Origin of the sequence: Streptococcus sp. 1449 (genome assembly GCF_013276805.1) — a bacterium.
In the GTDB taxonomy this organism is placed as follows: Bacteria; Bacillota; Bacilli; order Lactobacillales; family Streptococcaceae; genus Streptococcus; species Streptococcus pseudopneumoniae.
Window position 1 is genome coordinate 15679 of sequence record NZ_VMLS01000054.1, and the last position, 18543, is coordinate 34221.

Here is an 18543-nt window from a genome sequence, read left to right on the forward strand (position 1 = left end):
CTAATACTCTTCGAAAATCAAATTCAAACCACGTCAACGTCGCCTTGCCGTACTCAAGTACAGCCTGCGGCTAGTTTCCTAGTTTGCTCTTTGATTTTCATTGAGTATAATCTTTTAATCTCTTCCGGTTTTGCTTGGCAGGTTTCTGCTGTCATTTCTTCAAAAGGAACCCACCAAACTGGACCACGCCCCTTGAGACCGTGACTATTCATGTCACCTCTTCGTCTAGGGAAAAGGTGCCAGTGGAGATGGGCATCGCCATTTCCTAGCAGTTCGATATTCATTTTCTCAGCAGTAAAGGCCTTGGCAACTGCCTCTTGGACTAGACTCATTTCTTCGAGAAAACGTAGTCTTGTTTCCTTTTTCAAATGGTGCAATTCGGTAACGTGTTCCTTGGCTAGAAAAAGACTATAGCCTGCAAAATACTGGTGATCTCCAATGACTACATATCCTGTTCCTAATTCTTTGACAAAATAGGGATTTTCTCCCTTCTTGATGAGCTCAATTCTCTGGCAAATCAGGCACATATTAGTCTACCAATGCGCTCTTCAGATAAGCATCAACCATACGCTCTGTTGCAACCACCGAGTCAATATGAGTACGCTCATAAGAATGGCTAGACTCGATACCAGCACCGAGAAGGGCGTGTTTAACCTCTGCCCCTGCAGACATAGCCGCTGAAGCGTCAGAACCATAAAATGGATAGATATCCAGCTTAAATGGAATATCTTGTTCTTTCGCCAAGGCAACCAAATGTTGACGGAAGTCATAGTGATAAGGTCCAGAAGCATCCTTGACACAGATGGACACTGTGTACTCATCTGTTTGCTGGTCATCTCCCATAGCTCCCATATCAACAGCCAGATATTCGACTACCTGAGCAGGAATATTAGAGTTAGCCCCATGTCCCACTTCTTCAAAGACTGAAAAGGCAAAATGAGTTGTTACAGGTAATTCAATCTTCTCTTCCTTATAAATGCGAAGCAGATTAAGCAAAATCGCTGCGCTGACCTTGTCGTCCAAATGACGAGACTTGATAAAACCTGTCTCTGTCACGACAGTTCGTGGGTCAAAACTGATAAAATCACCGACCTCAATCCCCAAGGCACGAGTTTCTTTTTCATTTGTTACTTTGGCGTCCAAACGCACTTCCATATTGTCTTGCGTGCGTTCTGCAGTTCCTGCATCCTTGTAGACATGGCAAGAAGTTTGGTGGATGAGAATGCTTCCCGATACCTTTTGACCTGTGCTAGCTACATGAACGGTACAGTTTTCTCCTTCAATCATATTCCAAGGAAAACCACCAATACGGTCCAATTTGAGACGGCCGTCTGGTTTGACAGCACGGACAATAGCACCCAGCGTATCTACATGGGCAGTCACATAGCGTTGTTCCTCATCATTTTGACCTTTAATAGTTACATTAACACCGCCCTTGGCTGTGCGAACCGGCTGGTAACCAAAACCTTCTAAAGTTTTGACTAAATAGTCCGAAATCTCACGAGTGAAGCCTGTTGGCGATGCAATAGCTGTTAGTTCTTTGATATATTCTACTGTTTGATTCATTTCTTCACCTCTTTTGCTACCTATTATAACACATTTATCATCGGATAAAAAAAGAAAATCACTCCTGTAGCCTTGACTACAAAAGTGATTTTATACTCAATGAAAATCAAAGAGCAAACTAGGAAACTAGCCGCAGGCTGTACTTGAGTACGACAAGGCGACGTTGACGCGGTTTGAATTTGATTTTCGAAGAGTATTAGTGATTATTCCATTTCAAAAACATCACTTTCTTGCTTGTTTGGTAGAACCAATGAGAGCAAGATTCCAACGATGGCTGGCACCAACCATGGGAGTGAGGCCTTGGCAAAAGGAAGAACGCTAACAAGATTTGCAAAAAATTCAACCTTAAAGGAGCTTCCTAGTACGCTTGCAATGCCAATAGCTGTAACAACAGCAATTGTCAACTGCATACCTGGTTTTGAAAGAGCCACGAATTTGTTGACAATGACAATCATAACGATGGCAATCGTGATTGGGTACAAAATAACCAGCACAGGGATTGAGTACTTGATAATCGCATCAAGACCCAAATTGGCAATGACAAATCCAATCAAGGTAAAGGCTGTCGCATAAACCTTGTAGCTGATTTGTGGGAAGCGTTCATTAAAGAACTCAGCTGTTGACACAATCAGTCCAACTGTTGTTGTGAAGCAGGTTACAGTAACCATAGCTGCAAGGAAGAGTTGAGCTGTTGAGCCAAAGATTTCTTGAGTAGCTTGTGACAAAATGTAAACACCTGGTGTTCCACCCTTCATCGCTTCAGCTGGTACTGGAAAATGATTTCCAAGGAAACCTAAACCGATGTAAAGAGCGCTGAAGGCAAGGGCAACAACGATACCAACCACCCAAATAGTTGAAATGTATTCTTTCTTACTTGAAAATCCAAGTTGTTTCAAGGTTTGAACTGCGATTACGCTAAAGGCAACTGAAGCAAGGGCATCCAAGGTATTATAACCTTCTAGGAAACCTGTACCAAAGGCAGAAGCTTGATAAGCAGCTGAAGCAGCTTGAGGACTTGTTCCACCGTATTTGAAAGCTCCTAGAACAACCAAGATAACGATCAAAATCGCAAAGACTGGCGTTAAAATACGGCCGATACGGTCTAAGATTTTTGATGGATTAAGCGAAATCAAATAGGCTGCCACAAAATACAGAATCGTAAAGACAATCAAACCAAGACCTTTATTTGCATCCGACAAAAGGGGGCTAATCCCTACTTCGTAAGCTGTTGTAGCAGTACGTGGGATAGCAAAGAATGGACCGATTGACAAATAAAGAACTGAGAGGTAAAGAGTCGCAAACCAAGGCGCTATCTTTGTTGAAATCTCGTAGATATATCCTTTAGGATTTAGCGTTCCAATAATAAGAGTCAAGACGGCGATACCGACACCTGAAAAGACAAAACCTGCGATGGCAGGAAGAAAATGTTCTCCAGATAGAGCACCTAGAGAAGGCGGAAAAATCAAGTTCCCCGCACCAAAAAATATTCCAAACAGGAGTAAACCTGTTAAGGCACCTTTTTTAGCCATGAAAATCTCCTTCATATTTATAAAATACTGACCTAGTATATCATGAATAGGAGTATGAAAAAAGCTTCACGAAGTAAATATTGAATGTTTTCAAGATTCTTAAAAATGAGAATTATCTAAAAATAACTTTCCCCTACCCAGTCCACACCAAGTAGGAGAAAATTATAATGTTTACAGTTCTTCAAAGGCAGTCATACCACCTTGTACATTGATAACCTCATAACCTTGTTCTGATAGGAATTGGCAAGCACGCGCCGATCTCATTCCAGATTTACAAATAACATAATGTAACTGATCCTTGTCCAATTGATCATAGGTATCAGGCAATTGACTAAGTGGCAGGTTGTAGGCGCCTTCTAAATGAAGAGCTTCAAATTCATCCACTTCTCTCACGTCCACTAAAGAAAGTTGGTCGTTTTGATAAAGCTGGTAAAATGCGTCAAAGGTTATTTCTTTCATTCTTTTTCTCCTAATACTCTTCAAACCACGTCAGCGTCGCCTTACCATAGGTATGGTTACTGACTTCGTCAGTTCTATCCACAACCTCAAAACAGTGTTTTGAGCTGACTTCGTCAGTTCTATCCACAACCTCAAAACAGTGTTTTGAGCTGACTTCGTCAGTTCTATCCACAACCTCAAAACAGTGTTTTGAGCTGACTTCGTCAGTTCTATCCACAACCTCAAAGCTGTACTTTGAGCAACCTGCGGCCAGCTTCCTAGTTTGCTCTTTGATTTTCATTGACTATAAAATGGTTTTAATTCTTTTTTTCAAATCTGGCACCACTTCTGACTCAAACCAAGGATTTTTGGTCATCCAGATTTGATTTCGTGGTGAGGGGTGAACTAGTGGAAAATAGGTTGGCAGATAGTCTTTATAGTGTTTCACCCTCTCCGTTACCTTCCCACTGATTTTCTCCTGTAAATAGTAGGCTTGGGCATATTGCCCAATCAAGAGGGTTAACTGAATATCAGGCAATTCCTGTAAGAGCTGCGGATGCCATTTTTCTGCAAAACCTGCTCGCGGCGGTAAATCACCTGACTTACCATGCCCTGGAAAGTAGAAATCCATAGGCAAAACAGCAAAATAACCTGAATTATAAAAGGTATCTTCATCCACACCTAGCCAGTCCCGCAAGCGGTCACCACTTTTATCTTTCCAGTAAAGGCTTGCTTCTTGAGTTTTAAGTCCCGGAGCCTGACCGATGATATTGATGCGAGCAGTTTTTGGCGCTGCAAAGAGAGGCTCAATGCCACGCTCTGTATAGCTGGCATTCTGCGAATCCGCCGTGATAGCCTGTTTGATTCTTTCGATTTGAGACATCTACTTTCCCTCCAAAAAGAAGTCCAAGCATAAGATCTCAGACTTCTATCGTTTTATTTGATCAATTCGTAAATAGCTTCGGCATAGATTGCTGCTGCTCGGAAAAAATCATCCAAAGCGATAAATTCATTGGCTTGGTGCATGGTATCAATCGAGTCTGGGAACATAGCACCGTAGGCAACTCCGCGTTCTAGCAAGCGACCAAAGGTTCCACCACCGATGACTTGCTCATGACCTTGTAGGCCAGTTTGTTTTTCATAGACATTCAACAAAGTTTGCACAAGTGGATCTTCCATTGGCACATAGTGAGGGGTATGACCATGTTCTGATAGACTGACAGAAGCAACTGGCAAGTTTTCTAGGATTGACTTGATTTGTTCTGGACTTGTTCCTTTTGGATAGCGGATGTTAAGGGCAATGGTATTATCAGCACTTGTTTCATCGAAGCGGAAGACGCCAGCATTCATAGAAAGAGCACCCATCTTTTCATCCACATGAGCAATCTTGAGATTTTCACCCTCATGATCGTTCAATAGAATTTTACCTGCGATGTCAAGGTAGTCTTTGGCTGGACCAGCAAAGCCAAACTGGCTGAGGAAGAGGGCAAGGTAAGTTGCGCCATTGACACCTGAAGCAGGCATAGCACCATGGGCTGATTTACCAATGATCGTCACCTTGTATTGGCCAGCTTCTTCTTGGAGTTCTCCTCTAAGTTTGTGTTCTGCAACAAAGGCATCTAGTTTAGCTTGCAAGTCAGCTAAATCACCTGAAACGACTGCTGTTGCTGATTCTGGTACCATGTTTTCACGTAAACCACCTGTAAAGCTGTGAAGACGGGCAGCACCTGTATTTTCTCCTGCAAAGTGGAGGTATTCCGTGATATTTCCTTTTTCACCATTGATGATTGGAAATTCAGCATCTGGTGAGAAACCGAAATCTGGTTTGGCAAGTCCTACGTGCTCAAAGTAGTAGTCCATGTCTGCCCAGCCTGATTCTTCGTCTGTTCCAACGATGAAGCGAACTTTCTTAGAAGTTGGAAGGCCCAATTCTTTGATGATTTTCAAACCATAGTAGCAAGCTGTTGTAGGTCCCTTGTCATCTGAAGCACCACGCGCATAAAGGCGACCATCTTTGATAGTTGGTGTGTAAGGGTCTGTGTCCCAACCGCTACCAGCAGGAACCACATCCATATGGGCAAAGATTCCGAGAACTTCTTCTCCATCACCAAACTCAAAATGTCCTGCGTAGTTATCGACATTCTTAGTTGGGTAGCCATCACGGTCTGCGATTTCAAGGAATTTCTCCAAGGCTTTTACTGGACCAGGCCCAAATGGATGTTCAGCATCAACCTTGCTGTCATCACGTTCTGAATTGATTTCCAAAAGGCTAAACAAGTCAGCCAAGAGGTCTTCTTTGCGTTTTTCTACTTCTGCTGTAAAATCAATTGCTGTCATTTTTTCTTCTTTCTATCTTTTCTCGATGATTTCATCTACTGGCAAGCGGTAGCTTGGTTCCAATTTCTCGTCTGTGTAACCCACTGTGATCAAGAGTTCTGGCCGGAAACGTTCTTCAATTTCCAAAACTTCATTAACTTTTGATTTGTCAAAACCAAGGATAATGTTAGATCCAATTCCTTGGTCTGTCAGAGCAAGAACCAAGTTCATAGCAACCAAACCTGCATTGAGGGCTAGGTAGTCGCTGACTTGTTGTTCATTGTAGCGTGCAAATTCAGCTGGCAAATTTTTCATGAAGTATTGAAGTTGTTCTTCTGAGAAATTGTTAGCTCCACCAACTCGGGCAATCTTACGAGCACGTTTGGCAAGGTCTGTATCCGTAAAGAGGGCAATAGTTACAGGCGCTGATGATACCTGTTCAAAGTTGGAACCGTAAGCCAATTTTGCTAGTTCGGCATTTTTCTCACGTACCACCACAAATTTCCAAGGCTGGCTGTTGTGGGCACTTGGTGCCAAGGTTGCAATTTCGATAGCCGTACGCACATCTTTTGGATCAACTGGCTTATCAGTGAAATGCTTAGTCGCATGACGTTTTTTATTTAATTCAAGAAATTTCATAATCGATTTCCTTTTCTAATTCTACTGCTTCCATTCTACCATAATTTGAAAGAGCTTGCAGGGATTTTTCATGATTAAGTTTTTCTATCACAGACATAAAAGATATATATTGGTTTATCAGGAACATTTCTGATAAACTAGCAAGTACTTTACATTTGAATGGAGACAGTATGAAAAAATTTAGCCTATTACTAGCTATCCTACCATTTTTGGTTGCCTGTGGGAATCAAGCTACACCCAAAGAGACTAGCGCTCAAAAGACAATCGTCCTTGCTACAGCTGGCGACGTGCCGCCATTTGACTACGAAGACAAGGGAAATCTGACAGGCTTCGATATCGAAGTTCTAAAAGCAGTGGATGAAAAACTCAGCGACTACGAGATTCAATTCCAAAGAACTGCCTGGGAAAGTATCTTCCCTGGACTTGATTCTGGTCACTATCAAGCAGCTGCCAATAACTTGAGTTACACAAAAGAGCGTGCTGAAAAATACCTATACTCGCTTCCGATTTCCAACAATCCCCTCGTCCTTGTTAGCAACAAGAAAAATCCTTTGACTTCTCTTGATCAAATTGCTGGCAAAACAACGCAAGAGGATACCGGAACTTCAAACGCTCAATTCATCAATAACTGGAATCAGAAACACCCTGACAATCCTGCTACTATCGATTTTTCTGGTGAAGATATCGGTAAACGAATCCTAGACCTTGCTAACGGTGAATTTGATTTCCTAGTCTTTGACAAGGTATCCGTTCAAAAGATCATCAAGGACCGCGACCTAGATCTCTCAGTTGTTGATTTACCTTCTGTCGATAGCCCCAACAATTATATTGTTTTCTCAAGCGACCAAAAAGAGTTTAAAGAACAATTTGATAAAGCACTCAAAGAACTCTACCAAGACGGAACACTCGAAAAACTCAGCAATACCTATCTAGGTGGTTCTTATCTCCCAGATCAATCTCAGTTACAATAAGATATACTAAAAGCGATTGGACGAGCCAATCGTTTTTAATTTGCATTGGTTATTTTAGGAAACTCTTACAAAAAATCAAAAAAATTCTTCACATCTTCTACATACCCATGCTTTTCTATTAAGCTTGCTAATAATTCCAGATTGTGCCCCTGATAGTTATCGTCACGACGTAGTTCTTCATACATTTCGATAAAGGGAAGCCCCTTGGACTTGGCCAGTTCTAACTCCGCTTCATAGTCATAAGCGACTTTACGAAATAGGATATTTACCAATTCCCCATCTTCAACTTCTATCACGACATACTGGGCACGGTGATTTTTTAACGCCTCCCAATTAAAATAGGGCATGCCAATCGACCCTGGATTGATGATTTGTTGCCCTTGACTGCCATAACGAAGCAACTGCTTGTGAACATGACCATAGACTGCCACGTCCGTTTCCTCATCGAGGAGTTGGTCAAATTTCTCTGTATCATTCTCAACTAGCAAGTCACCACCATAGTTCTTATTTGGCAAATTATGAGAGATAGAAAAGCGCAATCCGTCAATTTCTTTCTTTTCCAGCAAAGGCAAGCTTCGTAGCCAGACAATCGTTGCAGGATCCATTTGCTCCATCAAAAACTGGGTCATGCGCATTGACTGGATTTCTTTCGGATGTTCCAAACCATATTCGCCATCCAAGGCCTCAAGGACACGATCATCCCAATTGCCTCGAACACTGGTTGTGATAGGAAGGTCCTTTAGCAGGGCGACCAAGTCATTTGCGCCTGGACCAGGAAGAAAAATATCTCCCAGAAGCCAGTATTCGCTGACTCCTTGATTTTTAGCATCTGCAATCACTGCTTCTAGCGCCGTCGCATTGCCATGAATATCTGATAAAATTGCGATTTTATGGTTCATGATGGTCTCCTTCTGTTTGGTATTCTACACTTTCTTCCGCCACTTGAGGCAAGACTTCTGCCTCCTGCGGATTCAACTTCCTCTGAACTGCTTCTGCTACTGCTCTTGGTACTCCGACTTCGACAATCTCATCCACACTTGCTTCCTTGATTTTGGTCAGAGACTTGAAGTGCCTCATGAGATTTTGCTTGCGTTTAGATCCCAGACCGTCAATCCCATCCAATTGTGATGAAAAGGAATTTTTAGAGCGCAGTTGGCGGTGGAAAGTGATAGCAAAGCGGTGTACCTCATCTTGAATGCGTTGGAGGAGGAAAAATTCCTGAGAATTGCGAGACAAGTCCACCACTTCCAGCGGATCTCCAAAGAGCAATTCATGGGTTTGGTGCTTATCATTCTTTTGCAGACCTGCAATTGGAATATCCAAACCTAGTTCCTCTTGGATGACTTGCTTGGCGATATTGACTTGCCCTTGTCCCCCATCAATGACAATCAAATCTGGAGGAGTCAAACCTTCTCGTTGTACTCGACCATAACGTCTGCGAATAACCTCACGCATACTGGCATAGTCGTCTGGTCCAACGACAGTCTTGATTTTATACTTACGATAATCTTTTTTACTTGGTTTGCCGTTGACAAAGACCACCATAGCTGAAACAGGACTAGTCCCCATGATGTTGGAATTATCGAAGGACTCGATGCGAACTGGAGTCGGAATTTGGAGCAAACGTCCTAGATTTTCAATAGCTCCTTGGGTCTTTTCGACTGATTTTTCTAGCAGGTTAAATTTCTGCTCCAGACTAACGCGTGCATTTTTTATAGCTAAATTGACCAGCTGCTTTTTCTCTCCACGTTGAGGCTTAAGAATCTTGGAATCCACCAAAGCCTTGACAGCTTCTTGGTCAATATCCTGCGGAATCAGTACCTCATTGGGAACTAGATGAGATTTTTCTTGATAGAATTGTCCTACATAGGTCAAAAAATCCTCATCTGGATCATTGAAGTAGGGGAATAGATTGACATCGCGCTCGATGAGCTTGCCCTGACGAACAAAGAAAACTTGCACACACATCCAGCCCTTATCCACATAGTAGCCAAAGACATCGCGATTTTGGAGATCCTTAGCCATGACCCGTTGCTTGGTTCGAAGCGTTCCAATAGCCTGAATCAGGTCACGGTATTCCGCCGCACGTTCAAACTCCATAGTCTGAGCCGCCGCTGCCATTTTGCCCTTGAGGTTATCAATGATTTTATCATCTTGGCCTTTCAGAAAATCAGAAACCTCCTGAGCCATAGACTTGAAATAGTCCTCATCCTTCTTACAGATGGTGTGGCTCATGCATTGGCCGATATGGTAGTAAAAACAGACCTTAGACGGTGGATTGGTACACTTACGAAAAGGGAAAATCCGATCCAGTAGTCGCTTGATTTCATTGGCCGCCCCCACATCTGGATAGGGACCAAAGTAGAGACCTCCGTCCTTCTTGACCTGACGAGTGATAATCAAGCGTGGATAGCGCTCATTAGTGATTTTGATGAAGGGATAGGACTTGTCATCCTTGAGCATGATATTGTATTTAGGCTTATTTTCCTTAATCAGGTTGATTTCTAGGAGAAGTGCCTCAATATTAGACTCCGTAACGATAAATTCAAAATCTACAATTTCAGACACCAAAGCCTCTGTTTTGGTATCATGACTTCCACGGAAATAGGACCGCACGCGGTTACGCAGATTTTTAGCCTTTCCTACATAGATAATGGTGCCGTTTTTATCCTTGTGAATGTAACAACCAGGGCTGGTCGGCAAGAGCTCTAGTTTTGATTTAATCAAGTTGTTCATAATTCCATTATAGCAAAAAAGTAGGGAAAGATAATCCCCTACTCATTGGTCTCATATAATTTTCGAAGTCTTTCAACATCCTCTTCCTGGATACCATAAAAAGAACCTGCTGGTTGCATGACAGACTTCTCATCTGTATGGTCCAAGCCAATCGCATGACCTAACTCATGTTCTGCCGTATGGACAAGGCGTTCATAGGAATAGCCATAGTATGGATTGGACAAATAATAATGATTCAAGCGCACCGTTACGGACAAGAATTGCCCTGTTAAGAGATTAGTTTGACTTTCCGCCTCTCCTGCCACAGGAGTGCCTCCGTCGTTCATCTCCGTAGCCGTAATATCCGCCTTACTAGACTCAGTCACGAGTTCAAAGTTAAAAGCACCAGTTTGATTCCAGTTCTGGATTGCTTCTAAATAAGCCTCTTGAAAGCGTGAATCCATCTGCGGATCCAGGTAAATACGAGCAGAGGCCTGTGGCCACCTTCCTTCAGAATGCTGGTGACTATCTGTCTGGCTTAACTTAGGCAGTTGCCCTGTTTTCTCCCATTGGTCAATACTTTGTTGACCAATTTTTACTGACCGTTCTGCTTGCTTTAGCGCTCCTTGAAAATCCCCGTTCAGATACCAGAGAAGTCCGAAAGCAAGCACACATAAAAGCACAACTATCCAAACCAGACGCCAAAACAAACGCCACACAAAAGAAAAGAAAGCCCCTATTAAACGAAAAAGCCAGCGCATGTCTCTCCACCTTTCTAGCAAATAAAAATTATTTTACTAAAAGAAGCTAAAAGAAAGCTAAATACTGACTTTTTCATCTTAACGTCCTACTATTTTTTTGAGTAACTGGATAGCTTTGCATTTTAAAGGTGATGGATGGTAACGGAAAGTACCTGCTTTGCGTACAATATAGCCATTAAAATTCTGTTTAAAACGCAAAACACCATCACTTCCATCAAAAATCCCTTGAATGCCTAGGAAGTTGTATTTAGGTATTCCACGTTTTATGCTTTCCAACATAACATATTTTTGAAGCAGTGCAGGGGCATAGAATTTATTAAACTCAGTGTAGGAACCACTAAAGAGATAAGTCGTTTCCTGAGGCATATAAACAAATAAACTCCCGGCTAAAACAATATCTTCTTCTCCATATTTTTCAATCAAGTCTCGCGCTTCTGCTTTTCGAACTTCAAACGTTTCAAATTGACTAGAATATTCTCTCAGTTGATTTTGTTTTTTCTCAGAATGAGGATTTTTACTCAAATCAAGTCGCAACTTGTTCAAGTTTTCTTCTAGTTTACTTTGTTCACCTTGCAATTTGCTCATATAGTCCGAAAAATTTAAGCTTGCTATGAGAAACTCCGCTTGTTCTCCAAAAGTATCATAAAAATGCTCATAATATTCTAAACTTTTATCACTATATTCTCTACGTTCAGAGGTTTCTTTTGTGATATTCTTAAAAATCGATAGTTCTTCACGTTTTAACTTTTTCAACCGAATGCCAAAGGTTTCAGCCTTTTTCACCAAGGGTTTACCCTTTTTGCTAAAACTTTTAAGCAAACTCTTTTCAGTTAATTCAGTTAAATCTTTATAGTATAACCAATCTGGTTCTCCACCTGGGTAACCTCTTGTCAATCCATCAAATTGATAACCTAAATCAGTTAAACCTTGAATGATACTTTTTTTCTCAGCATCTATTGGATTACCTTGGCTATCAAAAGTTTGATAAGTTTCATAAGGTTTTACAAGCAGCTCTAATACGCCATTTTGCTTGGCATATTCTTTTAACTCCGCATAAAAAACTGGAAGAGCATCTTGTTGGGTATAAATCGGCCCCGAATTGATCTCCATATGCAGACCACCCAGCATGGGCAAGCTATAAACCAGAGCTGCAACTTGAATCTCTCCTCCTTGTTTCAAAGCAAGATAAACAATTCGAGCCCCTCTTTTTTCTAACAAGTCCCCCATCTGAACAGATTGCATAAAGGAACGAGAAGAAACCTGATCAGAATAAGTACGAAACTCTTCTTTCGTGAGTGTAGTTAGTGCCATATACTTACTTTCTATGTTTTTTTCTTAATGTTTTACGGAAATCAAGAGCAAGTCTTAACAGAGGATAGAGAGGATGGGTAGGAATTGTAAATTCACCCAAGTATTCTTCGATCGTTGGATTAAAATTAGCTTTAAAACGATAGAGTCCACCATCTAAAGCATTCTCGACGCCTCCTAAATTTTGCCATAAAATGCCACGTTCAAAGGAATATCGAGCTGTCTCATACCAAGTCAAAATAGGAGCTTTATAACGTCTAAAATCTTCATCCATTCCTGCGTATAGATTGACAGAAGTTTGTCCGAATTCTAAAGTCAAGGTAGCCGCTAAGGGAACTCTTGCTTGACCTGCATCCATATATTCCTGCAGGAAAGTCAATTCCTCTAACAAACGTTCTTTTTCCTTCTTCTGCGCTTCTACTTTTGAAGTTCGAGTCGAATCAGTAAAGGTCTCTTCCAAGGCTCTGTTTTTCGCTAACTGTTCTTCTAATTCTTGCGAACGTTTAGAGACATCCAAGGTTGCCAAGGTGATGTAGGCCTTGTCCTTAAAATTATCTAACAACTTTTTATAATAGGCTTCATTCCTCAAATGAATCTCTTTCCGCTTCTCGGTTTTTTTCATCAAAAAGGAAAAAGAGTCCAATAATTCAGTTCCACCAAATTGAATCTCTACCCCCTTATTCCGTGCTGTTCGAATAGCCTGTTTTGTTGACTTGGAAAGTTTATCTTCTTCAAAATTTTCCTTGTATATTTTCGCCTGAATACGAGGTTGAATGGTGTTTCCCATTTCCTCTGTTTTTCCTGACCACCTTACTCCCATTTGTTGCAAACTATCAATAATAGCCAGATTTTCAGGAAATTCTGTTTTTTCCTGATTAATTAAACTTTGAGACAGGCAAATACTTGGGTCAAAAGTCACAAAAATAGCTCTCTTGCTACGAGCATAAGACTTAATGGACTGAATGACAAAACTCAAGAGTTCTGTATCTCCATAATCCAATATAGGTCCTCTTGGGACGTAAAACATTTTATAGCCTAACGGAAGAGTTCTAATCAAAATACTAGCTGTCGCCAGTAATTTTTCTTCCCTGTAAACACCAAACTTCTCATGTTGCCAATCAGACTTCACTGCTTCCCAAGCACTACTTTGTAATACATTGGCTAATTCATGTTCTTTGACAAACTGATCATATTCTAATGCGGGAATGCCAATTTGATAACGGTACATTTCCTACTCTCTTTCCTCCAGTATCTTATTACTATTCTACTACTTTCGTTTGAAAAGTCTAGTGAAAACATATTTTATTTTAGTCCTACTCCCCCTATGCTGAAGTTCAAACTAAGTCAATCTCTCTTCTAATTTGAAATCAATCGGTAGGGTTGCTAAGAACCGTTCCAATTGTTTTTCCCAATAATACCACTCGTGAGTTCCAGCGCTATGGCTATAGGTCACATCAAAACCTAGTTTTTTGAGATTTTTCACTGCGAGATTATTGGCTTCATACAAGAAATCCTGCTCGCCACACCAAGCCCAGAGCTTGGTCTTTTTATCCGATTTTTTAGCCAGACTTTCAAGAGAATAGGGGCTAGCTGTCCAATCTTTAATCTCCCCAAACACACCTCTCCAATAAGCCGGTGTTCCCAAATCTTGGCTTTCAGGAGAAAAATCTTGAAAGCTAAGAGCACCTGAAAAACTAGCTGCATGAGAAAAACAATTTGTAGCAAGAGCCAATTTGAAACAGCCATAGCCTCCCATAGAGAGACCAGCGATAAAGGTCTTTTCACGCTTGCTAGTCATGTTAGGGAAGAAGCGTTTTAAAACCTGTGGTAATTCCTCTGCTAGAGCTGTGTAATAATCAAAACCATATTGGGTATCGGTATACCAACCGTTGCTGGTATTGGGCATAACAACTATGAGATTGGTTCCTCGAAGTAAGCGTTCTACATTGGTTCTCTTGAGCCAACTATTATGATTACCAGACATCCCGTGCAAAAGGTACAAGACTGGAATATCTTCACACTCTGGTTCTTCCACTCGATTGGCATCGGGGTAAAGAACATTCACTCCCCACTCCATATCCAAAACTTGTGAGTAATACTCAATTTTCATTACTGCCATGATTTGCTCCTTCTATTTTCCGATAAGAAAAAGCCAAAACTCGGCTTTCTCTCTGTTTATTTCAAAGATTATTTCGCTTCCATGACTACTGGTAGAATAGCTGGACGACGTTTGGTTTGGTCAAAGAGATACTTGGTAAGATTATCACGAACCTTGCCTTTAAGATCTGCCCAGTCAAAGTCATCTCCTTGAAGATAGTCTTCTACCGTCTGGTTAATCAATTCTGAACTTTCACGGAGAATATCGCGACTCTTCTTGAGATAAACAAATCCACGCGTGTGAACACGAGCCTTAGCTACAATTTTCTTCTCACGTCGGTTAACTGTAATTGCGACGATGAAAATGCCATCCTCTGACAAGACCTTACGGTCACGAAGAACCACATTTCCAACATCACCTATGGCATTCCCATCAATCAAGACATCCCCTGCCGAAACTGCTCCAGCTGGGACAAAGTCTCCATTCTCATAAGCCATGCTGGTTCCCTTTTTAGGGATGAAAATGCGTTCTGGCAACATACCTACTGCCATAGCAGCCTTAGCATGGGCATCCAACTCGCGGTATTCCCCTTGAATTGGGAAGAGATACTTAGGTTGCAAGAGATTGATCATCAACTGCAAATCACGCGCATTTCCGTGCCCTGATACATGTAAACTTTGGGTAATCAATTTGACAACCCCTCCTGCCTGATAAATCATATTTTCCACACGCGCAACGAAGGCTTCTTTAGCAATAGACGGAGCCGTAGCAATATAGACCAGGTCCCCATCCTTGATTTCTACATAACGATGGCGACCAATCGACATCTTACGAAGTCCATTGATAGGTTCACCCATACGACCTGTCTCAAGAATAATCAACTCATGGTCTTCAAAGCGAGACATATCTTTCGGCTTAATCAAGAGAATTTCGTTGGCTAAAGACAACTTCTTGAGACGAATCGCTGTGCGGACGATATTTTCAATATCAAATCCTGTCAAGACGATACGTCGACCTGTTTTATCCGCAGCGTCAAAAATCTGCTGGATACGAGAAAGGTTACTGGAAACAGCTGCAACGATGATACGACCTTCCCAGTCAGCAATGGTTTGGGTAATTTCATCTCTAACTTCACTTTCACTAGCCACCTGAATATTGCTGTCCGCATTGGCCGAATCACTGAGGAGAGCCAGGACGCCGTCACGACCGATTTCTGCCAAACGAGCGAAGTCTGTCGCATAGGATTCACTAGCTGTCTGGTCAAATTTGAAGTCACCTGTATAAACGATGCTACCTTCAGCTGTCTTCAAGACAATTCCCAGGCTCTCTGGAACGGAGTAAGTCGTAGGGAAGAAGGAAACCACTGTCCCACCAAAATCAATCTCCGTATCTTCATCAATAACATGAAAATCATTAAATTTCTTGACTGCGTCATTTCCTTTGACAAAGAGCTTTGCCAACTCAATGGTCAACTCAGAGCCAAATACAGGTACCTTGGCTTCAGCCAAGAGATAAGGCAGAGCACCAATAGCATCTGCATGTCCGTGAGTTAAAAATACCCCAGCAATTCGATCTTTATTTTCAAAAAGGTAGTCCATCTTTGGAATCACCACATCGACCCCTAATTGTTCATTTTCGGGATATTTTAACCCTGCATTCAAAACAAAAATGGACTCTCCAATTTCAGCAATGTACATATTTTTCCCATTTTCACGTACACCACCAAGTGTTGTTAAACTAATATTACTCATTTTTCCTCCAAAATCTTAGTTTATCTTGATTATAGGGTTGCTTACCCTCTTATTCTAAAAGCACTATTACTGTTAGCCGAATCTTTTCCTACCATTATACCATTTTTTTGATGATTTTCAAAATGAAGATTTGTTTTCAAAAAAGAGCTGGTTGCCCAACTCTTTCCTAACTTCTACTCTTTTTCCATCAAAAAATCATAAATTTCTTGCACGGTACCCAGGGCCATCATTTCTTGGTCTTTGACAGTTTGTTTGAGATTTTGATAAATCTGACTTTCTCCTATCTCTCGCTTTGGCGCTTCTTTATTGACTGTCATGACACCATCTTTGATGGTCACAAAGCCTAGTTCTTCAAATACTTGAATCATCTTGACCAGCAAGATTTGTTGAATATTGAGATAAGTAGCCAAATCCTTGAGCTTATAGCGAATATCAAACTCTGGGAACTGATAGATGATCTTGTACAATTTGGCAAACTGATCTCTAGTCCCATAACCTGTCAGATAATAGGCCTTGTCAATATCATTTTTGAAATAGACAGCAGAGAAATTCTGTTCCTGAAAAATGGTCTTCAGCTGAGTAATATCCTCAGGAACGGTTTTCACGACAACCGCTTCACTAGCCGCCAGATTCGGCAGTTCTCCATCAAAATCCAAGACTGGAACTCCCTCTGGTAAGACTGCATTCTTCCCACGAATGTTAAAAAGTTGAACACCTTCCACACGCGCATCCACCATCATCAACTGCAGGGCAGTTTGGCCATTCCATTGGTTGACAGACAATTTGACTGCCAGCTCTAGATTCTTGGTTTGGGAAAACTCTGTCGCCCATCTACCTTGGCCAAAGGCTACCACTTCAAAACTCTCCTCACCTTTGGAAATTTTCAACTTGAGATGGGCATTACCTGCCCCCATAGTACGGGCACTTTCGACCTGAAAATCCTTGATATAAAAGACAGGTTTCTGATTATCCATTCCAAAAGGTGCCAAGCGCTCAAAGTTCTTGACTGTTTCAAGACTCAAAGCCTCCAAATCCAGCTCTTCATCTAGATTTAACTTGTTCTTGCCACCAGCATCCGCGCCTTTTTCACGGACATAATCTTCCAAAACCTGAGATAAATCTGAGAGTTTCTCAACTTCCAGCGTCATGCCAGCCGCACCAGCATGGCCACCAAAGGCGATGAAGAGGTCTCGATGAGGATCCAGAGCCTCAAAAATATCGACCGCTTCCACACTACGAGCACTACCCTTGGCACGACCGTCTTCTATATTAAGAACAATAACTGTCTGCCCTAGTTCTTCCAACAAACGGCCAGCCACGATTCCTAGAATCCCAGGATTCCAGCCTTCCTTGGCCAAGACCTGAACCTTCTTCTCAGGATCCACCATGGTCTTGGCTTCTTCATAGATAGACTGAACGATTTCCTTGCGCTCTTCGTTTTTCTGGTGAATCATAAGGGCAATCTCATGCGCTTCCTCATCATCAAATCCAGTCAGCAAATCAATGGCAGGATTGGGATCATCCAAGCGGCCCAAGGCATTCAAACGAGGAGCAATCTGGAAACCAACCGTTTCTTCTGTTACTTCGTTGGCGGCAATCCCAGCCATATCCAGCATTTCTTGTAAACCAATGCGCTGAGTATGTCCCAACATTTCCAGACCATACTGAACCAAGATACGGTTCTCATCTGTCAAACTAACCATATCAGCAATGGTACCAATAGCGACCAAATCAAGCAATTCCACTTGTACTTCTTCTAACAGGGCACAAGCCAACTTGAAAGCAACTCCACAACCAGCCAAATATTTGAAAGGATAGTCCGCATCCGGATGTTCAGGATGAACGATGGCATAGGCATCTGGTAGGGTTTCAGGCATGGAATGGTGGTCAGTCACAATGACATCTACTCCCATAGACTGAGCCAATGCAATAGCCTCATGACCAACAACCCCATTGTCCACCGTCACAATCAAGGAAATCCCTTCTTGCTCGATAAAGTATTTATAAACACTAGCATTAGGGCCATAGCCATCGGTAAAACGATTTGGCAGGTAAACTCGGCACTCAGCACCAAGTTGTTCCAAACTTTCCTTCACAATCGAAGCCGAAGTCATGCCATCCGCATCGTAGTCTCCATAAACGAGAATATTTTCCCCTTCTTCAATGGCCTGACGAATCCGTTCCACTGCCTTGTCCATATCATGGAGCAGATAAGGGTCATGCAAATTCTCCAAGGAAGGTTCTAAAAACTTCTTCAGACTTTCTTGGTCCTGAATCCCTCTCTCAAACAATAACCGAGCCACCTCAGGACCCAGTCCAGCCTTCTTGGCTATCTTTGTAAAATCCGCATCTTCTACCTGCGGGGCAAACTGCCATTCATAAGTAGGTGTTATCAAAAAGACATCCACTCTTTCTAAGAATTCTATTGCTTCATTATAACATGATTTAGAC

17 protein-coding genes are annotated in these 18543 nt (G+C 41.8%); 1 reads left to right on the forward strand and 16 read right to left on the reverse strand.

Annotated features, from left to right (window positions below; translation table 11 throughout):
- Positions 1–53: 53 nt before the first annotated feature.
- The 8 genes from HT687_RS09295 to HT687_RS09330 form a co-directional block, all read right to left on the reverse strand.
- A complete protein-coding gene (locus HT687_RS09295) occupies positions 54–527 on the reverse strand; it encodes an HIT family protein (protein WP_023933433.1) in 474 nt (157 codons plus the stop codon).
- Position 528: 1 nt separating this feature from the next.
- Positions 529–1566, reverse strand: a complete 1038-nt coding sequence (locus tag HT687_RS09300) for a M42 family metallopeptidase (protein WP_023936569.1) — start codon at positions 1564–1566, stop codon at positions 529–531.
- Between the two features lie 203 nt (positions 1567–1769).
- Positions 1770–3095 (reverse strand): branched-chain amino acid transport system II carrier protein, encoded by a 1326-nt coding sequence (gene brnQ / locus HT687_RS09305; protein WP_031233635.1) that lies wholly within the window; start codon positions 3093–3095, stop codon positions 1770–1772.
- Positions 3096–3266: 171 nt separating this feature from the next.
- Positions 3267–3554 (reverse strand): rhodanese-like domain-containing protein, encoded by a 288-nt coding sequence (locus HT687_RS09310; protein WP_023936571.1) that lies wholly within the window; start codon positions 3552–3554, stop codon positions 3267–3269.
- A 10-nt stretch (positions 3555–3564) separates the two neighbouring features.
- The gene (locus HT687_RS12020; RefSeq protein ID WP_138701279.1) at positions 3565–3834 is read right to left on the reverse strand and encodes a hypothetical protein; all 270 of its coding nucleotides are present in this window, start codon (positions 3832–3834) and stop codon (positions 3565–3567) included.
- Positions 3835–3837: 3 nt separating this feature from the next.
- Complete coding sequence (locus tag HT687_RS09320) at positions 3838–4416, reverse strand: uracil-DNA glycosylase family protein (RefSeq protein WP_023936573.1); 579 nt, start codon at positions 4414–4416, stop codon at positions 3838–3840.
- 53 nt (positions 4417–4469) lie between these two features.
- A complete protein-coding gene (gene pepV, locus HT687_RS09325) occupies positions 4470–5870 on the reverse strand; it encodes a dipeptidase PepV (RefSeq protein ID WP_023936575.1) in 1401 nt (466 codons plus the stop codon).
- 12 nt (positions 5871–5882) lie between these two features.
- Positions 5883–6488 carry a nitroreductase family protein gene (locus HT687_RS09330; protein ID WP_023936577.1) on the reverse strand — a complete coding sequence of 202 codons (606 nt, stop codon included), beginning with the start codon at positions 6486–6488 and terminating at the stop codon, positions 5883–5885.
- A gap of 170 nt (positions 6489–6658) precedes the next feature.
- Here HT687_RS09330 and HT687_RS09335 point away from each other — a divergent pair, with 170 nt between their 5' ends.
- Entirely contained in the window at positions 6659–7459 is an 801-nt protein-coding gene (locus HT687_RS09335; RefSeq protein WP_023936579.1) for an amino acid ABC transporter substrate-binding protein, read from the forward strand.
- A 65-nt stretch (positions 7460–7524) separates the two neighbouring features.
- Here HT687_RS09335 and HT687_RS09340 read toward each other — a convergent pair whose 3' ends face one another.
- The 8 genes from HT687_RS09340 to recJ all read right to left on the reverse strand — a co-directional run bounded on the left by HT687_RS09340 (position 7525) and on the right by recJ (position 18488).
- A complete protein-coding gene (locus HT687_RS09340; RefSeq protein ID WP_023936581.1) occupies positions 7525–8358 on the reverse strand; it encodes a metallophosphoesterase family protein in 834 nt (277 codons plus the stop codon).
- The gene (gene uvrC, locus HT687_RS09345; protein ID WP_023936583.1) at positions 8348–10195 is read right to left on the reverse strand and encodes an excinuclease ABC subunit UvrC; all 1848 of its coding nucleotides are present in this window, start codon (positions 10193–10195) and stop codon (positions 8348–8350) included. Before uvrC ends, HT687_RS09340 begins: the two co-directional genes overlap by 11 nt.
- 38 nt (positions 10196–10233) lie before the next feature.
- Positions 10234–10935 (reverse strand): M57 family metalloprotease, encoded by a 702-nt coding sequence (locus tag HT687_RS09350; protein ID WP_031222852.1) that lies wholly within the window; start codon positions 10933–10935, stop codon positions 10234–10236.
- Between the two features lie 78 nt (positions 10936–11013).
- Positions 11014–12246, reverse strand: coding sequence for a peptidoglycan bridge formation alanyltransferase MurN (gene murN / locus HT687_RS09355; RefSeq protein ID WP_023936587.1), 1233 nt, complete (start codon positions 12244–12246; stop codon positions 11014–11016).
- 4 nt (positions 12247–12250) lie between these two features.
- Positions 12251–13471, reverse strand: coding sequence for an aminoacyltransferase (locus HT687_RS09360; RefSeq protein WP_054393055.1), 1221 nt, complete (start codon positions 13469–13471; stop codon positions 12251–12253).
- 111 nt (positions 13472–13582) lie between these two features.
- On the reverse strand, positions 13583–14362 hold the full coding sequence (locus HT687_RS09365) for an alpha/beta hydrolase family protein (RefSeq protein ID WP_054388501.1): 780 nt from the start codon (positions 14360–14362) through the stop codon (positions 13583–13585).
- Between the two features lie 68 nt (positions 14363–14430).
- Positions 14431–16092 carry a ribonuclease J gene (locus tag HT687_RS09370; protein ID WP_000065626.1) on the reverse strand — a complete coding sequence of 554 codons (1662 nt, stop codon included), beginning with the start codon at positions 16090–16092 and terminating at the stop codon, positions 14431–14433.
- A 173-nt stretch (positions 16093–16265) separates the two neighbouring features.
- The gene (recJ, locus tag HT687_RS09375) at positions 16266–18488 is read right to left on the reverse strand and encodes a single-stranded-DNA-specific exonuclease RecJ (protein ID WP_031233637.1); all 2223 of its coding nucleotides are present in this window, start codon (positions 18486–18488) and stop codon (positions 16266–16268) included.
- Between the last annotated feature and the right edge of the window lie 55 nt (positions 18489–18543).